This is a genomic window from Stenotrophomonas sp. PUT21 (assembly GCF_052232875.1).
Taxonomy (GTDB): domain Bacteria; phylum Pseudomonadota; class Gammaproteobacteria; order Xanthomonadales; family Xanthomonadaceae; genus Stenotrophomonas; species Stenotrophomonas maltophilia_N.
The window spans coordinates 2668369-2690769 of record NZ_CP197645.1 but is presented as its reverse complement, the minus strand read 5'-3'; the positions used below and the strand labels follow the sequence as shown (position 1 = coordinate 2690769).

Here is a 22401-nt window from a genome sequence, read left to right as displayed (position 1 = left end):
CACGAAGCGGCACAGCCTTACGCAGGCGCCGGGTCTGTCGGTCGGCCGAGCTCTTTCCGCCGTTGAAACAGGCTCGGAGCGCCGTTCCTCCCGTGTCTGCCGGCGCAAAACACCGCCGCCACGCATGCGACAATGCCCGCCCCACCTGCTGCCCAGCCGCCTCCGTGCGGCTGTCCGCCGTCCTGATGTCGTCACCCGCTTCCTCGCTCCCCACGTCCTCCAGCCGCATCGCTGCCGGCGGCATCGCTTTGGCCGCGATCGGGGCGATTGCTGCCTCGGGCAAGGCGGTCATCGTCAAACTCGCGTACCGGCACGGCGTGGATGCCACCACGTTGCTCGCACTGCGGATGCTGATGGCCTTTCCGTTGTTCGCGGTGCTGGCGGTATGGTCGGCGCGGCGCGCGCCGGCGTTGTCCTGGGGCGACCGCGGGCGCGTGGTGTGGCTGGGCTTCACCGGCTATTACCTGTCCAGCCTGCTGGACTTCCAGGGCCTGCAGTACATCAGCGTCACCCTGGAACGGCTGATCCTGTATCTGAACCCGACGCTGGTGCTGCTGATCAGCCTGGTCCTGCTGAAAAAGCGCCCCGGTCGCTGGCAGGTGGCCGCGCTGGTGCTCAGCTATCTGGGCGTCCTGCTGGCCTTTGGTCATGACCTGCAGCTGGAAGGCGGGCGCATCGTGCTGGGCAGCGCGCTGGTGTTCGCCAGTGCGCTGAGCTATGCGCTGTATCTGTTCGGCAGTGGCCAGGTGGTGGCGCGGATCGGTGCGATCCGCCTGACCGCCTATGCCAGCTGCGTGGCCTGCGTGTTGTGCGTGCTGCACTTCGCGGTGCTGCACCCGATGTCCGCCCTGGGCCAGGCACCCCCGCCGGTGTATTGGCTGTCGCTGATCAATGCGACGGTCTGCACGGTGCTGCCCGTGATGGCGATCATGCTGGCGGTGAAGCGGATCGGCTCGTCGCTGGCCGCGCAGGTCGGTATGCTCGGTCCGGTCTCCACCATCGTGATGAGTCTATGGCTGCTCGACGAACCCATGGGGCCGTGGCAGATCCTCGGCACGGCCCTGGTCCTGCTCGGCGTGCTGCTGGTCAGCCGGGTGCGCGCGTGAACGCCGCTGCCGTGGGCGATGACCCGGCGGAGCAGGCACGTGCGCGGATCCTGGCGGTGATCCATGCCATCCCGCCCGGCCAGGTGATGGGCTACGGCCAGGTCGCCGCCAAGGCCGGGCTGCCGGGCAGGGCGCGGCTGACCGCACGCGTGCTCGGCATGAATGACGATCCCGATCTGCCGTGGCACCGCGTGCTGCGCTCGGATGGCCGCATCGCGATGCCGGAAGGCTCGGCTGGCTGGAAGGAGCAGAGCCAGCGGCTGCGCGCCGAGGGCGTGGTGATCGAGCGCGGCCGGGTCAAAGGAATGCCGGTGGCCGGTACCAATGATCTGGATGCCGCGCTGTGGGGGCCGGGCTGACGCTGCCTGCGGGTTGAACGCGGGCGCTGGCGCGCAGATCGCAGCCCGGTGCTGCGGCTATGATGGAGGCAGTTCCAAAGGATGCCCCCATGTTTCCGCGCCTGCCTACCGTCACCAAAGCGTTGCTGATCGCCAACGCCGTGCTGTTCCTGCTGCAGCAGCCGTTCCTGCTCGGCAATGCCACGTTCGAGCCCTTCATGCTGCAGCCCCTGGGCGGCGGCTTCGATCCGTTCTCGCCCGGCGGCAACTTCCAGCCCTGGCAGCTGCTGACCTATGGCTTCCTGCATGGCAGCTTCGGCCATCTGTTCTTCAACATGCTCGCGCTCTTCATGTTCGGCGCGCCGTTGGAACAGACCTGGGGCGAGAAACGCTTCCTCACCTATTACCTAGTGTGCGTCGCCGGTGCCGGCCTGTGCCAGCTGCTGGTCGGCATGATGCTGGCCGACCCGGCCACGGTGCTGGGTGCCTCCGGCGGTGTGTTCGGTCTGCTGCTGGCCTACGGCATGCTGTTCCCGAACCAGCGGGTGATGCTGCTGTTCCCGCCGATCCCGATGAAGGCCCGTACCTTCGTGATCGTGTTCGGCGCGATGGAACTGATGCTGGGCGCTACCGGCTGGCAGCCGGGCGTGGCCCATTTCGCCCACCTGGGCGGCATGCTGTTCGGCTGGCTGCTGATCCGTTATTGGCGCGGCCAACCGCCGTTCAACAACCGGCGACCGCCGGGCCCGCCGAAGCGTCCCAATCACCTGCGCAGCATCAAGTGAAGCGTTGATAGCGTGCAGTGAACCTTGCGCCGTGACTGGCGTGAGGGTGCTTTGCTGTGTGCGAGGCTCCCGTCATCCGTGCTGCATCGTCACTGCAAGGGGCGACTTCGCAATAAAGAGATTGAAAGTGTGATGGGTGTCACACAATGGGATAAATAAGTGAGACACATTATATCTACATGCCTCGGATAATAGTCGTAAATCCCATGTTTACATTAAGTTTATGGAAGGAAAGTCTTTTAATTTAGTGACTTGCGCTCTTGTTCAGCTTGGATTGCATCTTTTGAAATAGTGAACTTAAGATCGGGTTCAGTTGCGGAAAATGTCACGTAGCCGCAACGCTTTGGACATTCAGGTATGCAACCCGACTCAAGGACACTCCATGACACGCAGCATCCCGGCCAACCGGCTGAAGCGCACGGCACTGGCCGTTCTCCTGACCTCTTTCATTGGTGCCGCCGCCGCACAGAGCACTACCGGCTCCGTCTACGGCACGGTGCCGTCCGCCGCGGGCACCACGGTTGTCGTACAAAGTGACACCGGCCTGCGCCGCTCCGCCACCGTCGATGCCAATGGCCGTTACACCTTGGGTTCACTGCCGGTGGGTCGGTACACCGTGACCCTGCAGCGCGACGGCCAAGTCGTGGAGAAGCGCGACAACGTGCAGCTGATCGTTGGTGCCGGTACCGAAGTGTCCTTCGGGGAAAGTGGTCGCAGCGCCGGCGGCGAGGCGACCAACCTCGGTACCGTCAACGTGACAGCGACCAATGTGCCGAAGATCGACGTGAGCAACACGGTATCCCGTTCGGTAATCACCTCCGAGCAGCTGGATGTATTGCCGCTGGGCCGGAGCGCGGAGGCTATCGCGCTGCTGGCGCCGGGCGTGGTCGGGGGTAGCGGCGCATTCGCCAACGGCTCGCGATCGGTGCTTTCCTTCGGCGGCTCCAGCGTCAGCGAGAACGCGTATTACCTTAACGGTTTCAACGCGACCAACCCGCTGAACAACCTGGGGGGTGTCAGTCTGCCCTACGGTTCGATCGATCAGCAGGAGACGTTCACCGGCGGCTATGGCGCAAGCTACGGCCGCTCCACCGGCGGTGTGATCAACCAGCTCGGCAAGCGCGGCACCAACGAATGGCATTTCGGCGTCCAGACCACCTGGCAGCCGGATTCGCTGGCGGAATCGCCCCGCGACATTCTGTATCCGGATCGCGCGCTGCAGGAAGGGTATGAGTTCCAGGATGCCTCGCTGCCTGGAACGCTGTACCGCTCGCGCCGTGGCGACAAGGCGACCCGTACCACCTACAGCGGCTATGTCAGTGGCCCGCTCATCGAAGACCGGCTCTTCATTCACCTGGCGGCCGAGCAGGATAAGTCCGACGGCGTGTCCACCGCATCCATCGAGTCGGCGCAGCAGTCGCGCAGCCACTACACCATCGATACGCCGAAGTTCTACGGCAAGATCGACTGGAACATCAATGACAGCAACACGCTGGAATACACGCGTCTCCAGAACACGGACCGTTACGACGCCTATTACCGGGACTACGATTACGAGACCCGCAGCGAGGGCGAGCGCACGGGTACGTTTGCCAATACGACGAAGCTGAAAGACACCTACGACATCTTCAAGTTCACCAGCTACCTCACTGACGACCTGACGCTCAGCGCATTGTGGGGGCGCAGCAAGCAGGACAACCTGGACTCCAATCCGCTGAGCTCGGGCAACCCGTTCATCAGCGGCGCCAACAGCCAGGATCCGTCGATCACCGGCGGTACGCCGATCCGCAACGATCAGCCGGCGATCAATGACAAGGCCGACAACGCGGGCAGCATTTCGCGTGGGCTGCGCGTGGACCTGCAGTACCGCATCGGCGATCACGAGATCACCGGTGGCATCGACAACATGACCTTCCAGGGGAACAACGAAGGTGAGGCGATGACCGGCCCCGGCTACGCCTGGATCTACTCGCGCATCGCCCCGGGTTCGTCACCGTCGCCTGGCTTCGATATCACCCCGCCCGGTGGCGAGGGTTACTTTGTGCAGAAGTACATCTACTCCACCACGACCAGCATGTCGCTGAAGCAGAAGGCGTACTACCTCGAAGACCGCTGGCAGGTGACGCCGAACTGGCTGCTGACCCTTGGCGTGCGCAATGACAAGTTCACCAACTACAACAGCGCGGCCGTGGCGTATGTCGAAAGCGGCGATCAGTGGGCACCCCGCCTGGGCGCGGCATGGGACGTGTTCGGTGATTCATCGCTGAAGGTGTTCGCCAACCTGGGCCGCTATTACTTGGCGCTGCCCAACAGCGTGGCCGTCCGCGGCGCCTCGGCGTCGACCTACACCCGCGAGTACTTCACGTACACGGGAATCGACGCGAATGGCAATCCCACCGGACTGGGCGCACTGGGGCCGGGCCCGGTCTCGGCCAACAACGAGTATGGACAGACGCCGGACCCGCGCAGTGTGGCGCCGAGCGATCTGAAATCGCAGTACCAGGACGAGTTCATCCTCGGCTTCGAGAAGACCCTTGGCGCATCGTGGAACAGTGGTGCGAAGGTCACCTACCGTCGCTTGCAGACCGCGATCGACGATACCTGCGATTCGGATCGCATCTACGACAAGCTCGATGCCATGGGGGTGGATTCCAGCAACCTGGAGGTGCCCGGCTGCGTGATCTTCAACCCCGGCAAGACCAATACCTTCCTGGTCAAGAAAACCGACGGCTCCGGCTACGTGCCGGTGAGCATGAGCGCAGCGGACTGGGGGCTGGGCAGCAACAAGGCCAAGCGTGATTACGTGGCAGTCGATCTGTTCGTCGAACACCCGATGAGCAACAACTGGTATGGCCGTCTCGACTACACCTGGTCGCGCAGCTTTGGTAACACAGAAGGCCCGGTCAAATCGGATATCGGGCAGGACGATGTCGCCAAGACCCAGGACTGGGACTCCTCGTACCTGATGGAATACGCCGGCGGCTATCTGGCCAACGACCGTCGTCACCAGTTGAAGGGCTTCGGTGCCTACCAGTTCACGCCGGAGTGGACGGCTTCGGCGACGCTGCGCGTGATGTCCGGCGCGCCGAAGAGCTGCCTGGGGTACTACGGCGCTGACCAGAGTGACCCGATCAACTACGGTTCGTCCTACCACTACTGCAATGGCAGTCCCTCGCGTCCGGGTGATGCCGGCCGCCAACCGTGGACGACGCGCGTGGATCTGGGCGTGATGTATCGCCCGGCATTTGCCGAGCAACGCCTTGGTTTCGCGCTGGATGTCTTCAACGTGCTGAATCAGCGCCGCCAGCTGCAATCAGACGTGACCTACCAGGAAGGCCCCAACACGGTGTCCAACCTCTACGGCATCGGGACCTACTTCACCGCGCCGCGTTCGGTTCGGCTGTCCGCGTCCTACGACTTCTAACGTACCGCGTTACTCTCCAAGGCTTGTCTTCGACCCCGGCGCTTGCCGGGGTCTTTTTTGCCTGGTCACGCGGTGCTTGGACACAGAAAAGGCGCCCCGCAAGGCGCCTTTCTGGTGAAGCGCTGCAGCTCAGTGCAAGTCGGGGCTCAACGCCAGACCTTGATCTGGTCGTTGTCCACGCGCTGCATCGGCTGGCCGGGCTTGCAGGTGAACGTAGCGCCGAAGGACGGCAGGTTGGACAGCGGGCCGTTGGTGCGCCAGCGGCCCGGGGCCAGGATGTCCGAGCTCAGGCGCTGGGCGGCGACGTTCGGCGAGAGCTGCTGCGGCCACAGGCTCGCCCAGGCACGGAAGAAGCCCTGCTGTGCGGCAGGCTTGGCCGCCGGCTCAACGGCCTTGTAGGCCTCCCACGCCAGCTCGAGGCCGGCCAGGTCGGCCAGGTTCTCTTCGCGGGTGAGTTCACCGTTGACCTTGGCACCCTTCACGCCCGGGTAGTCGTAGCCGCTGTACTGGGCGGCCACGCGGTTGCCGAACAGGGTCCAGGCGGTCTTGTCGGCCGGGGTCCACCAGCTGCGCAGTTCGCCCTTGGCATCCACCAGCGCGCCCTTGGCATCGATCGCACGGGTCAGCTCGTGCGCGACCAGCGCGCCGTAGCTGCCGAACAGGTCGGCGGTATCGCCCTTGGCATTGAACACCGGGCCCTGCAGCACGGCGGCGGTGACGATCAGGCGGTTCTGCGCGATGTCGTAGGCCAGGGCCGGCTGCTGCGGCAGCACATCCCAGCGGCGGTCGGCGTTGCCCTTGCCGATACGCTTCATCTCTTCGCGGTGGCGCCAGGTCGAGGCGATCAGCATGTTGCCGCCGAAGCTGCCACGGCCCATCGGCTGCACGGTGTAGTCCAGATCGCGCAGCGGGGTGCCGATCTCGATCTTCAGCGCGGCCAGCTTGGCCTGTGCTTCGGTCTTGGCCTCATCGCTCATCCAAGTGCTGCGCTTGACCGCATCGATCTGCACTTCGCGGATCTTGTCCACGACCAGCGCCGCCTTGCGACGGTCGTCGGTCGACAGGTGCTTGGCGGCATACTCGCGGCCGACCATCGGGCCGGCGGCGACGTTGATCGCATCCAGCACCTGCTCCCAGCGTGCCGGCGGCAGGGTCTGGCCACGCATCACACGGCCACGGAATTCGAATTCGGCATCGCGGTAGGCCTTGGACAGGTACGGGGCCATCGCATCACCCACGCGCCAGCGCAGGTAGACCTTCCACTGCTCCGGCTTGAGCCGGGTAACCATGCCGTCGAGCTGCTTGAACAGCGCCGGATCGGACAGCGAGACCAGGTCGTCATTGACGCCCTGCGCCTTCAGGAAGGCCTCCAGCTGCAGGTTGCGGTAACGGCTGTTGAGCTCCTTGGTGGAGATCGGCGCGTAGTTGTTGAACGGGTTGTTGATGCCAGCCAGCGACTGCGCATTGCGCGCCAGTTCGGTTTCCAGCGCGATCACCGACTGCGATTCGGCATCGAGCTTGTCCGCCGGGGTGCCGGTCAGCGCCAGCACCTGCTTGACGTAGGTGCGGTAGCGCGCCATCAGCGCGACGGTGTCGGCATCGGTACGGGTGTAGAACGCCGGGTCCGGCAGGCCCATGCCGCCCTGCATGAAGTAGCCGATGTGGCGGTCCAGTGCCTTCAGATCCACGTCCGGGGCGAAGTTGAAGGCCACCGGGATGCCGACCTGGTGCAGCGCGGCGATCGAGGCCGGCACGTCCTTGGCCTTCTTGATCGCATTGATGCGGGTCAGCAACGGGGCGATCGGGTTGGAGCCGTCGGCTTCCACCGCGGCCTCATCCAGGCCGCTGGCCCAGAAGTCGCCGAGCAGCTTCTGCACGTTGCCCTGCGGGGCGGTCATCGCGCCATCCAGCAGTTCACGCTGCTGCTGGCGTGCGCGGTCGGCCAGCTGGCCCAGTGCGGTGGTGGCACCGGTCTGCGGCACCGGATTGGCTTTCAGCCAGGTCGCGTTGGTGGCCTCGTAGAAGTCGCTGCACTGTGCGCTGACGGCCGGCGCGCGGGCGGCGGCCTTCTTCTTCGGCGCGGCGTGCGCATCGGGAGCAGCGACCAGGGTGACCAGGCTGATGCCCAGGGCAATGGCAAGCGGACGGAAGTTGGGCATGTAAAGCAAATCCATCGAGGATTGAAGATCGCGCGAGTGTATCAAGCCGCGATGCATGGCGGCATGCAAGGAAGGGCGGGCAGGCCGCACCGTGGGCCAGGCGGGGGCTGAGGCACAAAAAAGCCCCGCCGGAGCGGGGCAGGAGAGAGCACGGCCGGCCAACCAGGGCCCGGCCAGGTGGCCGGGCCCTGCAGGGTGGATCAGAAGTCGTATCGAGCGCTCAGGCGGACCTGGCGCGGGGAGTTGTAGTTCAGTGGCTGGTTGTAACGCGGATCCGGGGTCACCCGGTCGGTCGCGTAATTGCTGTAGTACGACCCGGCAACCTGGCGATTGAGCACGTTCAGAACGTCCGCCTGCAGGCTCAACTTGTTGTCCGCCCAGTTCGGCGTGTAGGCCAGCGACAGGTTGAGGTTGAAGCCCCACGGCGTGGTGCCGTTGTCGCCGCGTGGCGAGAACCGGTAGTCAGCCGAAGGCGGAATGTAGCCGGCACTCCCCGGGGCGGTGCCGCTGCCGGCCAGGCCACAGAAGTGGTAGTACGCGCCGTTGTACAGGCCCTGGTCCGCAGTCGGGTAATAGCTGGTGCACGAACGCGGGCGGCCGGAATCGATGAGCAGGGAGCCACCGACGCGCCACTCGGGCGTGATCCGGTAGGAACCGTAGGCCTTGATCTGGTGCGCACGGTGGTTCGGCAGCGGGCCATTGGCGCCGACCATCAGCTGCGGCAGATCCCAGTCCTGGGTCACCGAGACGTCGGTCTGGCCGCCCGCGCCGGTATCGAGATCCGATGCCAGCTGGCCTTCGGTATTGCCGTAGTTGCGGGCGAAGGTGTAGTTCACCTTGCCGTAGAACCTTTCACCGATCGAGCCTTCCAGGAACAGGTCAACAGCGTAGTACCGGCGCTTGAGCTTGGGCAGATCGAGTTCGGCGGCGGAGTAGGTGTGCTTTGCCAGCGTACCGTCGGCCTGCTCTTCCCAGAACGTGTTGCCTACCCCCGGGTTGAAGATGAAGCAGCCGCCTCCCAGTGCCGGGGTGCACGTGTCATCGATCGCACTTTTCAGGTCACGGTAGGTCACCTTGGCACCCCATACGGCGTTCTCGCCCCAGGCCTGTTCCATGCCGACGATGAATTCGTCCTGGTAATGCGATTTCAGGTCGACCGCGGCAACCGTGCGCGGATCGGGTGCATCGCCGCATTCCAGGTTGGAGGAGATGGCGTTCGGGTTGCCGGGGCAGGTATAGCCCAGGCTCGGATCGACGGGAACGTTGACCAGTCCGGTCGGCGTACCATCGGCAGCAACGCCGGTATAGGTGAAGTACTCCATCGTATACAGCGAGCCGGAGGCCGCGCGGACCGCAACGTTGTTGGGCAGGGCCAGGTGATAACGGCCCGCATTGGCGAACAGCTTCAACGAAGCATCGCCATGGACATCCCAGACGCCACCCAGGCGCGGTGCCCACTGGTTGTCCTGCTTGACGTACACCTCATCGGCGCTGGTGAAGTTCTTGAAGGTCTCGTTGCGCAGGCCCAGCGTCAGCAGGACGTTGTCGCTGACCTGCCAACGGTCCTCGAGGAACTGCGCGGACTGTTCGGTTCTTACCTTGGCGATCTGGGTGTAGTACTGCTGGCGAACGTAGTACCCCTGGCTGCCCAGGCCACCGGCCGAGGCCGGCGAACCGACGCCATGGGAAGCATCGATGGCGGCATTGGGGTTGTTGGAACGGCTGTACACCCAGATGAACCCGCCGCCGTACTCGCTGCCGGTGTACGACTCTGCTTCCATGACATCCAGGCCGGCGCGCAGGTCATGGTTGCCCAGGCGATAGCCCACGTCCAGGCGCCAGCCCTTGGTTTCATCGTAAGCACCGGGGACGTTGACCGTGGCGGCCGTCCAGCAGCCGGCATAGTTTGCGGCCGGAATGCCGGGTGCGCGTGCGGTGGCCACGGCGGACGTGCGCGGGCAGGCCGGATCGTAGCCCCACGGATTCTGGCTGTGATCGATCTTCTGGGTGCCGTACAGCGCCGACACCGTGAGGTCATCGGTCAGATAGCCGGTGTACTTGCCGATGTACAGTTTGGACTTGTCCTCGTTGCTCGTGCCCGCGTTCTGCTCGTTGCCGTGGGTGAAATCGGCGTAGTTGAAGGTATAGCCGGCGCTGTCGTACTTGGTGACGTCGGAGATGCCGGTGAACTCAAGCAGGTGATTGTCAGTGATGTTCCAATCGATCTTCGCTGCCCAACGCGGATACTCGTAGGAGTATTCCTGCCATGCGTTGGTGGTCGTTGCAGCGGCCTGGCTCGTCGATGCCACGCCGGCACCCTCACGCTTGGTCACCTCGACATTGGCGTAGATGAACAGTTTGTCCTTGACGATCGGGCCGCCGACGTACGCGCCGGTGGTCTGGGTCCAGCTCTGGTTCTTGTTCCGCAGCTGGTACAGCTGGCCATCCGTGCGCTTGGTCGGATCCGGATTGTCCGCACCGTAGAAACCAGTATCGGCGAAGTTGCTGTTGCGCGGGCTTGCACGCAGGGTTTCCGGGCTCCAGTAGGCGTAGCCGCCGCCACTCCATTCATTCGTGCCGCGCTTGGTGACGATGTTGACGACACCACCAGTGGCACGACCGAATTCGGCGCCGTAGCCACCGGTCAGGACCTGCTGCTGCGAGATCGCATCGAAGGGAAGCGTGGTGAAGCCGATCGACGACAGCGGGTTGGTCACCGCGAAGCCATTGATGTAGAACGCGTTTTCGGACGATGCGGCACCGCCGAAGCTGGGGACCGTGACGCCACCGGAGGTGTAGCTCGCGTTGGAAATCACGCTGGGCGCCAGCAGCGCCACGCTGGCGATGTCACGGCCGACCGCGATCTCCTGCAGCTGTTCCGAGGTGAATACCGTGCGGGTGTCGGTCTGGCTGACGTCGATCTTGGGCACGGCCGTCGCCCTGACCTCGATGCGGTCCAGCTCCTGGACTCCGGTGCCGGAGAAGGAAACCTCGGTGCCACTGGCGATCACGACCTGCACCCGTTCGCGGACTGCGATCACCTGGCCATCTTTCTCGACGGTCACCTTGTAATTGCCGTTCGGCAGATCGCTGGCACGGTAGCGACCATTGCGGTCGACGGTCACGGTGCGGCTGGTACCGGTGTCCAGGTTCTGCACGCTGATGGTGCTGCCAGGTTCGCCGGTACCGTAGATGTTGCCGGTAACGGACTGCGCGTGCGCTGCCCCGGCCAGGCACAGGCCCAGCGCGATGGTCAGGGTGGCCCGGCGAAGCGGCATGGTTTGCTTGATCATCAACTTCCCCCATTCAATTGAAAGAATTAACGGGTGCTTAATGAAGCCCCGATAGCTGAATATCAAATAAATACGGCCATTGCAATAATTCCGTCATTTCGTTTTTACATCAGAGACACAGTGATCCAGTTGTTTCCCTAATGAAAAGAGAAGGATGCTGAACGACGAAGGCCCGGGTTTCCCCGGGCCTTCGACTGGTCAGACGCTCAATGAATGGCAGGCGTTACCAAATCACGACCTGCTGGTCGCCGGCACGCACCATCGGCGAACCGGCCTTGCACTGGAACGCAGCGGCGAAGGTCGGCAGGTTCGACGGGGCACCCATCGCGCGGAACTGCGCCGGGGCATGCGGGTCGGTCGCCAGACGGACCTTCATGTTCTCCGGGGTGTACTTGGTGCGCCACACGGTGGCCCAGTTGAAGAAGAAGCGCTGGTCGCGGGTGAAGCCGTCGACCTTCGGATCTTCCTTGCCGGCCGAGGCCTTCTGCAGGGCATCGTAGGCAGTGGCCAGGCCACCCAGGTCGGCGATGTTCTCGCCCAGGGTCAGCTTGCCGTTGACCGGCTGGCCGTCCACCTTGTAGCCGTCGAACTGCTTGATCAGCTTGCCGGTCAGGCCGCTGAAGTTCTTGGTGTCGGCCTCGGTCCACCAGTTTTCGAAGTTGCCGGTCGGCCCGAAGCGGCTGCCCTGGTCGTCATAACCGTGGGTCATTTCGTGGCCGATCACCGCACCGATGCCGCCATAGTTCAGCGCGTCATCGGCCTTCGGATCGAAGAACGGCGGCTGCAGGATGGCGGCCGGGAACACGATCTCGTTCTGCAGCGGGTTGTAGTAGGCATTGACCGTCTGCGGGGTCATGCCCCACTCGGTCTTGTCCACCGGCTGGCCGATCTTGGACAGGGCGAACTTGTAGTTGAACGCGTTGGCGGCACGTACGTTGCCCAGGTAGCTGTCGCGGCCGGTGGTCAGGCCGCTCCAGTCGCGCCACTTGTCCGGGTAGCCGATCTTCGGGGTGAAGGTTTCCCACTTGGCGATCGCCTTGGCCTTGGTTTCGTCGCTCATCCAGGTCAGGCCCTGGATGCGCTCCTTGAGGGCGGCGGCCAGGTTCTTGACCAGTTCTTCCATCTTGGCCTTGGCTTCGGGCGAGAAGGCGACCTTGACGTACAGCTGGCCGAACGCATCGCCGGCATCGTTTTCGATCGTGCCCAGCACGCGCTTCCAACGCGGCTTCTGTTCCTTCTGGCCGTTGAGGGTCTTGCCGTAGAAGTTGTAGTTCTCGTTGACGAAGGCATCGGCCAGGTACGGCGAGGCGCCATCGACGGTGTGGAAGCGCAGGTAGGCGCGCCACACCGACGGATCGGTGTCGCCCAGTGCCTTGCTCACTTCCTGGTGGAAGCTGGGCATGGCCAGCGAGAACTTCTCCGGCGCGGCGATGCCCTGGGCCTTGAAGAATTCGGTCCAGCTGAAGTTCGGGGTCAGCTTGTCCGCGTCGGCCACAGTGACCGGGTTGTAGAACAGCGAGACGTCACGCGAGAGCTCGACGCTGGACTTGGACGCCTTGGCCAGGCGGGTTTCGAACTTGACCACGTCGGCGGCCTGCTTCTCCGCATCCGCGGTCGCCACGCCGGCCAGTTCCAGCACCTTGGCCACGTGGGCCTGGTAAGCCTTGAGCTTGTCGGCGTTCTTGGCGTCGGTGTAATAGGTGGTGTCCGGCAGGCCCAGGCCGCCCTGGCTGGCGTAGGCCAGGTTCATGCTGGAATTCTTGAAGTCCGCTTCCGGACCGAAGCCGAACAGCACGTTCTCGCCCTTGGCTGCGCTGGTGCGCAGGTAGTTGGCGATCGCATCCTTGTCCTGCAGGCCGTCGATGGCGGCCAGGTCGGCCTTGATCGGCTCGATGCCCTGGGCGTTGATCTTGGCTTCGTCCATGCCGGTGGCCCAGAAGTCGCCGACGATCTTCTCGATGCCGGCCGGGTTCTTGACCGCCGCGACCTGCTCGGCGAGCTGGTGCTGCACGGCGACCGAACGCTCGTCCAGGATGGTGAAGGCGCCCCAGCTGGTGCGGTCGGCCGGAATCTCATTGGCGGCCAGCCACTTGCTGTTGACGTAGTCGCCGAACGCACCGCAGGCGTCCATGCTGGTGTCCAGATCGGACGGGTGGAAGGCGTTGTAGGCCGGCAGCTTGCTCTCGTCGAGCTTGTACTCGGTGGCGGCCGTGGCCGCCGGCGCGGCGGTGGAGGCTGCGCTGTCCGTCGCCGGGGTTTCGTTCTTGCCGCAGCCGACCAGCGCGGCCGAAACGGCCAGGGTCAGCAGTACCAGTTTGGGTGTACGAGCGATCACGTGATTGGCCTCCAGGCCGGAAAGTCATGCAGGAATGGCCCCGAAGGGCCTGTGGGCCAGACGATACGCCGCCGGCCCGGCCTGCAAGGGTGTCGAAGGTCATGGCCGATGGCAAGAGGCCTGATCCGGTCAACTGCGGACGTGGCCCCGGCCCGGAATGGCCAAGGAAAAGCCCCGCCTTGCGGCGGGGCCTGGGGGTGTCATCCCGGGTTCGGCTTAGTTGGTCTTGGTGCCGAAATCGTACTTGGCCTGCACATACACCGCCCGACCGTACGGGTTGTAGATGCTGCTGTTGTACGGCGAGGCGATGTTGCCGGCGTAGCTGTGGGCCTGGCCGTCGGGCATCTTGTTGAACACGTTGTTGACCATCAGCGACAGGGTCAGGTTGTCCAGTGCCCGGTAGTTCACGCTCAGGTTGTAGGTGGTGTACGAGCCCCACTTGCCGGCTTTGTAACCGGACGGGTGGACGTAGTCGAAGCTCTCGCCCAGGTAGGACATGTAGTTCGGCGTCTTGCCGATGTAGTTGAAGTACAGCGTGGTGATCCATCGGTCCTTGGCCCAGCCCACCGAACCGTCGGTACGGACCTTGGCGTAGGCGTCGTAGTACCACATCGCATACGGGTCGCGCAGCAGATCCAGATAGTCGTCGCCCGGCTGCGGCTGCAGCTCGCGCTTGAGGATGTTGGTGTAGTTGCTGGCGAACTGCAGCGAGCCGAAGCGGCCGATGTCCTGCACGTACTTGAAGCTGGCCGTCAGGGCCTGCAGGTTCTGGCGCGCGACGTTGAGCTTGGGCGTGAAGATCTGCTCGATGTTGCCGGCGGCATCGCGGGTGATCCAGTCGGCGACGTTCTCGCAGCTGGCCGAGGTCGGGTTGCCCTGGCCATTGCGGCAGTAGTATTCCGCGCGCAGCAGCTGGTCCGAGCTCAGGGTGTCGACTTCGTTGTCGATCTTCCAGTTGTAGTAGTCCACCGAGACCGAGAGGTTGTTCATCGGTGCCCAGACCACACCGGCATTCCAGACATCGGCGGTGATCGGTTCCAGTTCCGTATTGCCGGCCTGCACGCCGAACACCGACTCGTTGCCGTACGGGCAGGCGAGGGTATCGGCCGGGGCGTAGCCGAGCTGGCCGCAACGGTAGTAATCGACCGCGCCGTTGGCGTAGTAACCGCTCTCGCCCTGGAAGGCGTCGGGCAGGGTCGGCGCACGGAACGCGGTGCCGTACTTGCCACGGAACAGCAGGCTTTCGATCGGACGGAACTCCACGCCGACGCTGTAGGTGGCCTTGTCGACGGTGTTGTCGGCGATCTTGTAGGCGTCGTAGCGACCCGAGCCGGTAACGGTCAGCGAGTCGATCAGCGGCAGGCGCAGTTCGGAGGTCACCGCGTAGTTGCTGCGATGGCCATTACCGGCCACCGAGGTGGTGCCCCACACGCTGCCGTCCATCAAGCGTTCGTCCGGACGGTAGTCCCAGCCTTCGCTGCCGGCTTCAGCCACCACGGCGAAGCCTGCATCGCCACCGGGCAGGGTGAACAGCGAGCCGTTGGTGATCTGGAAGCGGCCCAGGTTCTGCCAGGTCTTGCTCTGGTTGTAGGTATAGCCGGTGAAGCTCTGGAAATCGCCGGCCGGCAGCTGCGAATAGAACGCGCCCCAGTTCGGGCTGTAGATGTTGTAGCCGTCATCGGTGGTGCCCAGCACGGGGCCGAGCACGCGGTTTTCGAAGTAGCTGTCAATGTCATCGGCCCAGCGCACGAAGCCGCGCTCGGTGAGCTTGTATTCGCCACGGCTGAAGCTGGCGCTGTAATCCCAGTTGCCGAAAGTGCCGCGTCCGCCCAGCGTGACCTGGTAGGCCTTGTTGCGGTCGGTGTTGAGGATGTCCTTGTAGCCGTTCGGCCCGATGTCCTCAGGCGCGAACGCGCGCTGCAGGTTCATGTACTGATCGGTGTCCTGGTCATAGAACGCGCCGAAACTCAGGTCGCTGCCCCAGAACGTGTAACCCGAACCCGGCGTGTACTTGACCTCTTCCAAGCTGTACAGCGCATCGGCGAACAGGGTGAAGTTGTCGTTCACATCGAACGTCATCGAGCTATAGAACTGGCTGCTCTCCTTGTCGTTCTTCAGCGTGCGGTAGCCGGCGCCGTAGGCCGAACCGCAGGACTCGCCGGCCGCGCGGGTGCCCAGCACGGTGGTGCCGCCGAACTGGCCGGCGACGCTGGCGCAACGGGTCGGATCCATCATCACGAACGCATTGTTATCGGCGGGCAGATAGACCAGGAAATCATTGGCCGGCACCTGCGCGCTGTAACCGACGCGGTTGTTGGTGCGGGTCAGATCGCGCTGGTAGCCCCAGATCGGATTGCTCTTTTCGTACTGCACGTTGACCAGTGCATTGAAGCGGTCATCGGCGCTGTTGAAGCCCTTGGCGCCGCTGACGCGGATGTTGTTCCCGCCGCCTTCGGTGGTGGCGCCGCCGCGGACGTTCAGTACGCCGCCTTCCATGCGTTCTTTCAGGATGATGTTGACCACGCCGGCAATGGCGTCCGAGCCGTACAGCGAGGACTGGCCGCCGGGCAGGATTTCGATGCGCTCGACGATGTCGATCGGAATGCCGCTGAGGTTGTTGAAGGCGTCGCTGCCGTTATAAAGCGCCGGATACTGCAGCATCGGCCGGCCGTTGATCAGGTACTTGGTGTAGCCCGGGTCCAGACCGAACATGCCGGCCGCTTCAGCGCCCTGGGTGAACGAGGCGGCAGTCTGGCCGCCCTGCAGGCCACCGGTGGTCAGCGAGGACTGCTGCAGCACCTCGGAAATGCTGGTGAAGCCGCGGGTCTGGATGTCTTCGGCGGTGACGGTCAGCACCGGTGTGTGGTTCTCGATCTCGGTCTGCGGGATCAGGGACCCGGTGACGGTGACGCGGTCGAGATTGGTGGCGGCGTTGTCCTGCGCGAAGACGGTGGCGCTGGTGAGCAGCAGGCCGGTGAGGACGGCGGCGGCAAGCGGATGGCGCGAGATCGAATTACCTTGGCGAGACATGTGTAACCCCGTGTAGTGGTGATGTCGTGGCTTTCCCTTCCGTGGGACGTCTTGATGGCGTTCAACGGTGACCGGTCCCATGGCTGTGTGACCATCCTTGGACGTTTTATTTTTCGTTCAGTTGGAGCCGGTGTGCGGCGAACGTAACACACGCTTAACGTGAAATACGCTGAATGGTCATCCGCGATGCGCGTGAAAAAACAACTTGGTGTGAAAGGTGTTGAAAAACAATCATCTGCCGAACCATGAAAATTTATTCATGTTTGAATCATGAGCAAACGCTGAATACGCCGGTCATTAACAAGTGAGATTAAATCGCCTGCCGCATTCCGGATGAAGGTGGCCCGACATGAAAAAGCCCCGCCTTGCGGCGGGGCTCTGTGAGTCATCTCACCGGCAGGAATTACTTGGCGCCGAACTCGTACTTGGCCTGCACATACACCGCACGACCGTAGATGTTGTAGAAGTAATTGTTGTAAGGCGTACCCGAGGTGCCCGGGTAGTTGCTCGCCTGGTTGTCGGGCATCTTGTTGAACACGTTGTTGACCATGACCGAGAAGGTCATGTTCTCCGCCGCGCGGTAATTCACGCTCAGGTTATAGGTGGTGTAGGAACCCCACTTGCCGGCCTTGGCGCCCGAGGGATGCACGTAGTCATAGCCGTTGCCGGCATAGGCCAGGTAGTTCGGGGTCTTGCCGACGTAGTTGAAGTACAGCGTGGTGGTCCACTTGTCCAAAGCCCAGGCCAGCGACCCGTCCGCGCGCACCTTCGCGTAGGAATCGTAGATCCACATGTTGTACGGATCGCGCAGCAGGTCCAGATACTCATCGCCCGGCTGCGGCTGCAGCTCGCGCTTGATCATGTTGGTGTAGTTGGTGGAGAACTGCAGCGCACCGAAACGACCCAGTTCCTGCACGTACTTGGCACTGGCGGTGATGGCCTGCAGGTTCTGGCTGGCCACGTTCATCTTCGGGGTGTAGATCTCATCCAGCACGCCGGACGCATCACGGGTGATCCATTCGTTGACGTTGTCGCAGCTGGCCGAGGTGTTGTTGACCAGACCATTGCGGCAGTAGTACTCGGCCAACAGCAGCTGGTCAGAGCTCAGCGTGTCGACTTCGTTCTTGATCTTCCAGTTGTAGTAATCGACCGAGAAGGACAGATTGTTCAGCGGTGCCCAGACCGCGCCGGCATTCCATACATCGGCGGTGATCGGCTCCAGGTCCGGGTTGCCGGCGCGCTGGCCGAACACCGAGACGCTGTCATACGCACAACCGGTGGTGTCGGTCGGGGCGTAACCTGCCTGGCCGCAACGGTAATAGTCGGTGGCGCCGTTGGCGTAGTAGCCGCTCAGGCCCTGGAAGGCATCGGACAGGCTGGGCGCGCGGAATGCGGTGCCGTACTTGCCACGGAACAGCAGGCTCTCGATCGGGCGGAACTCGACGCCGACGCTGTAGGTGGCCTTGTCGACGGTGCTGTCACCGATCTTGAACGCGTCATAGCGGCCCGAGCCGGTGACGGTCAGCGAATCGAGCAGCGGCAGGCGCAGTTCGGAGGTCAGCGAGTAATTGCTCCGGTGGCCGGCACCGGCGACTGCGGTGGTGCCCCACACGCTGCCATCCATCAGGCGCTCATCCGGAGTGTAGTCCCAGCCTTCGCTGCGGGCTTCGGCGACGACGGCGAAACCGGCATCACCGCCCGGCAGCGAGAACAGCGTGCCGTTGGTGAGCTGGAAGCGCCCCGGGTTCTGCCAGGTGCGGCTCTGGCTCTCGGTATAACCGGTGAAAGTGGCGAAATCACCGGCGGGGATCGGCGCATAGAAAGCCTCCCAGTTCGGTGCAAACACGGCGTAGCCGCTGCGGGTGCCGAGTTGCGGGCCCAGCACGTGTTCTTCAAAGTAGTTGTTGATCGGGTCGGCCCAGCGCACGAAGTTGCGCTCGGTCAGCTTGTACTCGCCGCGGGTGAAACTGGCGCTGTAATCCCAGTTGCCCAACGTGCCGCGGCCACCCAGGGTCACCTGGTAGGCCTTGTTGCGGTCGGTGTTGAGGATGTCCTTGTAGCCGTTGGCACTGATGTCTTCCGGTGCGAAGGCGCGCTGCAGGTTCATCCACTGGCCGCTGGTCTGATCCCAGAAGCGACCGTAACCGGAGGCCGTGCCCCACCAGGTGTAGTTGGAGCCGGTGGCGTACTTGACGTCCTCGTAGCTGTACAGCACGTCGCCGAACAGCTGCAGGCGGTCGTTGACGTCGAAGGTGAACGAGCTGTAGACCTGCGCGCTGTCCTTGCCGTTCTTGACGGTCTTGTAGCCCGGGCTGTAGATCGAGCCGCAGGACTGGCCGGCCGCACGCGTGCCGAGCACGGTGGTACCGCCGAACTGCCCGGCGACGTTGGCGCACAGGTTCGGATCCATCATCAGGTAGGCGTTGCCGGCGGCCGGATTGACGACCAGGAAATCGTTGGTCGGCACCTGGGCGGTATAGCCCTTGCCATTGGTGGTCCTGGTGACGTCGCGCTGGTAGCCCCAGATCGGGTTGCTCGATTCGAGCTGGGCATTGACCAGCACGTTGAGGCGGTCATCGGCACTGTTGAAGCCGGTTGCCCCGCTCACGCGGAAGGTGCTGCCGCCGCCTTCGGTGTAGGTGCCGCCGCGCACGTTGAGCACGCTGCCGTCCATCCGCTCTTTCAGGATGATGTTCACCACGCCGGCGATCGCGTCCGAGCCGTACAGGGAGGACTGGTTCCTTGAGCCCTGCGTCGGGTCCGGGACGGAGAGGACCTGGCGGTGGGGGCTGAAACGAAACAAGCCCGGCAGTTGCCGGGCTTGTTGGTCTTGCGTTCTGGATGGATCAGAACTTGTAGGTGAGGCCCATGTACATGTAACGACCGATCGAATCGTAGTAGGCGGTGCCCAGATCAGCGCCGAAGTAGTTCGCCGGCGGATCCTTGTCAAACGCGTTGTTCAAGCCCACATACACGTCCAGGCCGGTGTCCGGAATCGTGTAGCCGAACTGGAAGTTATGGTACGTGTACGACGGGTTGCGGATCGGGCTCTGCGAGCCGGGGTTGGAGTTGTAGCTGTCCGGGGTAACGCGAAGGTTGCCGTCCACATAGCTCATGTCCCACGACGCGCGGAATGCATCCCGCTTCCAGGTCGTGTTGAACTGACCGCGCCAGCGCGGATCGGTGAAGGAGGTCACGTATTCGCTGTACTCGTTCGGGAAGGCCTGGAAGGCCCACTCGCGCGACTGGATCAGGCGGGTACCAACCAGGCGCATGGTGGTCTGGCCACCGAGCAGGCTGAAGCGGTAGTCCATTTCCAGGTCGACGCCGACACGACGCGACTTGGCCAGGTTCTCCTGCAGTGCAACCCAACGAATGATGCTATACGGGGTTCCTGCGTTGCCGTCCGCGCGGGTGATCATGTCGCAGAACGAGTTGTTCTGGATTCCGCCGGGGGAGTCAACGCAGCGGGTTGCATTGGTCTGCGCGGTGACCGAGCCGATCGCGTCTTCCAGCGTGATGCGCCAGTAATCGATCGACATGCCGAAGCCTTCGATGAATTCCGGCTGCCACACGAAGCCCATTGAGACCGACTTGGAGCGTTCCGGCTTCAGGTCCGGATTGCCACCGCTGACACCTGGACGGGTTGCCGTGTAGGTGTCGATCCAGTTGGCCGGAATGCCCAGAGCGGCGCAGTTGGCGGCGCGCAGGGCCGGATCCTTGGCGGTGCTCGGACGGTTGCTGTTGGTGCTCAGCGTGTTGCAGGGATCATTGACCGTTGCAAAGTTTTCAGACTGCGGATTGAACAGTTCGCCGATGCTCGGCGCGCGCACAGCCTTGGCCAAGGTGCCACGGAAGCGCAGCGAAGACAGGATTTCCCAGTCCAGGCCCACGTTCCAGGTCTTGGTCGAGCCGATGGTGCTGTAGTCCGAGAAGCGACCGGCCAAGTCCATGCTCAGCCGGTTGATGCCCGGCAGGTCGGCCAGCAGCGGCACGGTGGTTTCCACGAATACTTCCTTGACGTCGTACTCACCACCGCGGCTCGGGATCGCGTTGAGGAAGGTCAGGCCGGCCGCCGACATCGGGTCGGTGTTTTCCTGGCTCTGTTCCTTGCGGTACTCCACGCCTGCGGCGATGCCTACATCACCGGCCGGCAGCGAGAACAGCGAACCATTGGCGACGGACGCGCTTAGCACCTGCTGCTTCAGCTTGGACTGATTGAGCGAGTTGGTATTGAACCACGCTGCAGCTTCCGGGCTGATCTGGCCATTGCCCATCACGTTGAAGGGAATGCAGCCGGCAACCAGCGAGGCCGAATAGGGCTTGCCAGTGTACGGGTTGATCGCCAGGGGGTTCAGCGTGGTGCGGCAGGTGACCTGACCGGTGGACGGATCGATCACAGCGTCCAGGCCCGCCTGCCAGCGCTCTTCGATGCGGTTGTTCAGGTTGATGCGGTCGATGACAGTCTGGCCGTAGTTGGCCGAGGCCTCGTAGGTCCAGTTGTCGCCAAACATGCCTTCCAAGCCGATCACGGCACGCGAAGTAGCACGTTCAACCTGCTCGCCACGACGGCCTGCATCCACGTTGAAGCGCGAAAGCTGCAGCGTGCTCAGGCCGTTGGCGTCCATGAGGGCGCCCAGTTCCGGCGTCACATAGGCATTGTCCCGACGGATGCGCAACGCGCGGGCGGTGCCCACCTGGTCGAAGGTCGGCTGACCGAAGAACTCCGACTCCGTTTTGCTGTACTTGCCTTCGAAGAACAGACGGTGATTATCGTTCAGGTCGAAGTTGACGACGGTGTTGAAGCTGAAGCGATCAAACGCCGGCTCCAGGTCCGCCACGGCGTTGAGGTCGGCGAAATCGCAATCCGTACAGGTGTTGGCGCTGACGATCACACCGTCGTAGCGGTTCTTGCGGAAGGTGCCATCCGGATTGAACACGTAACGGTTATTGCCGTTGAACGCGCCCAGCGTGAATGTGCCGCCATAGGACAGAGCATGATTGCCACCCGGACCACTGAGGATGGTTTCCGGATTGCGCTCGCTCGACGGCTGGCTCTTGTCGTAGTTCGGGTTGGGAATCGAGGTCAGGTATTCGCGGCCGATGGCACGGTCACCGCGACCAAAGCGATCCTGGGTGCTGTATTCCATGGCAATGGCAGCGCTGCCGCGGCCGTCGGCGAAGTCGCTGCCGCCGGAGAAGCTGACGAACGAGCGGCCGAAGCTGCCTTCGTCGGCCATGCCGGTCTGGCCGCGCAGCTCGAAGCCGTCGAACTTCTTCTTCATGATGAAGTTGACCACGCCGGCGACGGCGTCGGCACCGTAAACGGCCGAGGCGCCACCGGTGATTACTTCAACGCGTTCGATCCATTCGACCGGGATGGTATTGACATCGACCGAGGTCGAGCCCGGGCTTGAGCCAACGTGACGGCGGCCATTGACCAGCACGAGGGTTCGGGACGGGCCCATGCCGCGAAGGTCGAGTTGGCCCAGACCCGCGGTGCCGATGAAGCGGGTCGAGTTGCCGAGCGTGTACGTCGGGGTCAACTGCGGCATCTTGGTCATCAGGTCGCCGATGTTCAGCGCGCCCGTGGTGCGGATTTCTTCGGCAGTGATCGCGGTGACCGGCGACGGCGTGACGAAGCCGGTACGTGCGATGCGCGAGCCGGTAACGGTGACTTTATCCAGCTCGGTCGTAGCGCTGCCTGCTTCCTGTGCCATGACAGGAGCGGCGCCGACGGCCATCAGGCCAGCCATCAAGGCGCAGGTGAGCGGATGGCGCGAAGGCGCAAAACGTTGATTCATCTTTTGGATCCCCACTGAATAATGTACATGTCCCTCTTCCCTGAGTCCGTTACGGTGACGTTCATGAGCATTCCGTGCTCTCACTCGAACGTAACACAGCGTTAACGAATTGCACATGTTTTCGTCA

The 22401-nt window shown here is 63.4% G+C and carries 10 protein-coding genes; 4 read left to right on the top strand and 6 right to left on the bottom strand.

Going from position 1 to position 22401, the window contains the following annotated elements; translation table 11 throughout:
• Nucleotides 1-185 precede the first annotated feature (185 nt).
• From ACTT2I_RS12355 to ACTT2I_RS12340, 4 genes are all read left to right on the top strand, one after another.
• On the top strand, nucleotides 186-1106 hold the full coding sequence (locus ACTT2I_RS12355; protein ID WP_421099256.1) for a DMT family transporter: 921 nt from the start codon (nucleotides 186-188) through the stop codon (nucleotides 1104-1106).
• Nucleotides 1013-1465 (top strand): MGMT family protein, encoded by a 453-nt coding sequence (locus tag ACTT2I_RS12350; protein ID WP_421099257.1) that lies wholly within the window; start codon nucleotides 1013-1015, stop codon nucleotides 1463-1465. Before ACTT2I_RS12355 ends, ACTT2I_RS12350 begins: the two co-directional genes overlap by 94 nt.
• Nucleotides 1466-1554: 89 nt before the next feature.
• Nucleotides 1555-2229 carry a rhomboid family intramembrane serine protease gene (locus ACTT2I_RS12345; RefSeq protein WP_088433267.1) on the top strand — a complete coding sequence of 225 codons (675 nt, stop codon included), beginning with the start codon at nucleotides 1555-1557 and terminating at the stop codon, nucleotides 2227-2229.
• A gap of 382 nt (nucleotides 2230-2611) precedes the next feature.
• The gene (locus ACTT2I_RS12340; RefSeq protein WP_443096683.1) at nucleotides 2612-5653 is read left to right on the top strand and encodes a TonB-dependent receptor; all 3042 of its coding nucleotides are present in this window, start codon (nucleotides 2612-2614) and stop codon (nucleotides 5651-5653) included.
• A gap of 146 nt (nucleotides 5654-5799) precedes the next feature.
• On the opposite strand, the gene ACTT2I_RS12335 is transcribed toward ACTT2I_RS12340, so the two are convergent.
• The 6 genes from ACTT2I_RS12335 to ACTT2I_RS12310 all read right to left on the bottom strand — a co-directional run bounded on the left by ACTT2I_RS12335 (nucleotide 5800) and on the right by ACTT2I_RS12310 (nucleotide 22274).
• On the bottom strand, nucleotides 5800-7812 hold the full coding sequence (locus tag ACTT2I_RS12335) for a M13 family metallopeptidase (RefSeq protein WP_421099259.1): 2013 nt from the start codon (nucleotides 7810-7812) through the stop codon (nucleotides 5800-5802).
• Between the two features lie 200 nt (nucleotides 7813-8012).
• Nucleotides 8013-11105 (bottom strand): TonB-dependent receptor, encoded by a 3093-nt coding sequence (locus ACTT2I_RS12330; protein ID WP_293979410.1) that lies wholly within the window; start codon nucleotides 11103-11105, stop codon nucleotides 8013-8015.
• A gap of 223 nt (nucleotides 11106-11328) precedes the next feature.
• A complete protein-coding gene (locus ACTT2I_RS12325; RefSeq protein ID WP_172407508.1) occupies nucleotides 11329-13437 on the bottom strand; it encodes a M13 family metallopeptidase in 2109 nt (702 codons plus the stop codon).
• A 219-nt stretch (nucleotides 13438-13656) separates the two neighbouring features.
• Entirely contained in the window at nucleotides 13657-16470 is a 2814-nt protein-coding gene (locus ACTT2I_RS12320) for a TonB-dependent receptor domain-containing protein (RefSeq protein ID WP_443096682.1), read from the bottom strand.
• A gap of 403 nt (nucleotides 16471-16873) precedes the next feature.
• Nucleotides 16874-19273 (bottom strand): TonB-dependent receptor domain-containing protein, encoded by a 2400-nt coding sequence (locus tag ACTT2I_RS12315; protein WP_443096681.1) that lies wholly within the window; start codon nucleotides 19271-19273, stop codon nucleotides 16874-16876.
• Between the two features lie 43 nt (nucleotides 19274-19316).
• Nucleotides 19317-22274 (bottom strand): TonB-dependent receptor plug domain-containing protein, encoded by a 2958-nt coding sequence (locus ACTT2I_RS12310; RefSeq protein ID WP_088433271.1) that lies wholly within the window; start codon nucleotides 22272-22274, stop codon nucleotides 19317-19319.
• Nucleotides 22275-22401: the final 127 nt, after the last annotated feature.

Bases quoted from the DNA above. Each gene is read 5' to 3' on its own strand.
- ACTT2I_RS12355 (WP_421099256.1), top strand. From the start codon at position 186: ATGTCGTCACCCGCTTCCTCGCTCCCCACGTCCTCCAGCCGCATCGCT.
- ACTT2I_RS12345 (WP_088433267.1), top strand. From the start codon at position 1,555: ATGTTTCCGCGCCTGCCTACCGTCACCAAAGCGTTGCTGATCGCCAAC.
- ACTT2I_RS12320 (WP_443096682.1), bottom strand. From the start codon at position 16,470: ATGTCTCGCCAAGGTAATTCGATCTCGCGCCATCCGCTTGCCGCCGCC.
- ACTT2I_RS12330 (WP_293979410.1), bottom strand. From the start codon at position 11,105: ATGATCAAGCAAACCATGCCGCTTCGCCGGGCCACCCTGACCATCGCG.
- ACTT2I_RS12340 (WP_443096683.1), top strand. From the start codon at position 2,612: ATGACACGCAGCATCCCGGCCAACCGGCTGAAGCGCACGGCACTGGCC.
- ACTT2I_RS12350 (WP_421099257.1), top strand. From the start codon at position 1,013: ATGGCTGCTCGACGAACCCATGGGGCCGTGGCAGATCCTCGGCACGGC.
- ACTT2I_RS12310 (WP_088433271.1), bottom strand. From the start codon at position 22,274: ATGAATCAACGTTTTGCGCCTTCGCGCCATCCGCTCACCTGCGCCTTG.
- ACTT2I_RS12335 (WP_421099259.1), bottom strand. From the start codon at position 7,812: ATGCCCAACTTCCGTCCGCTTGCCATTGCCCTGGGCATCAGCCTGGTC.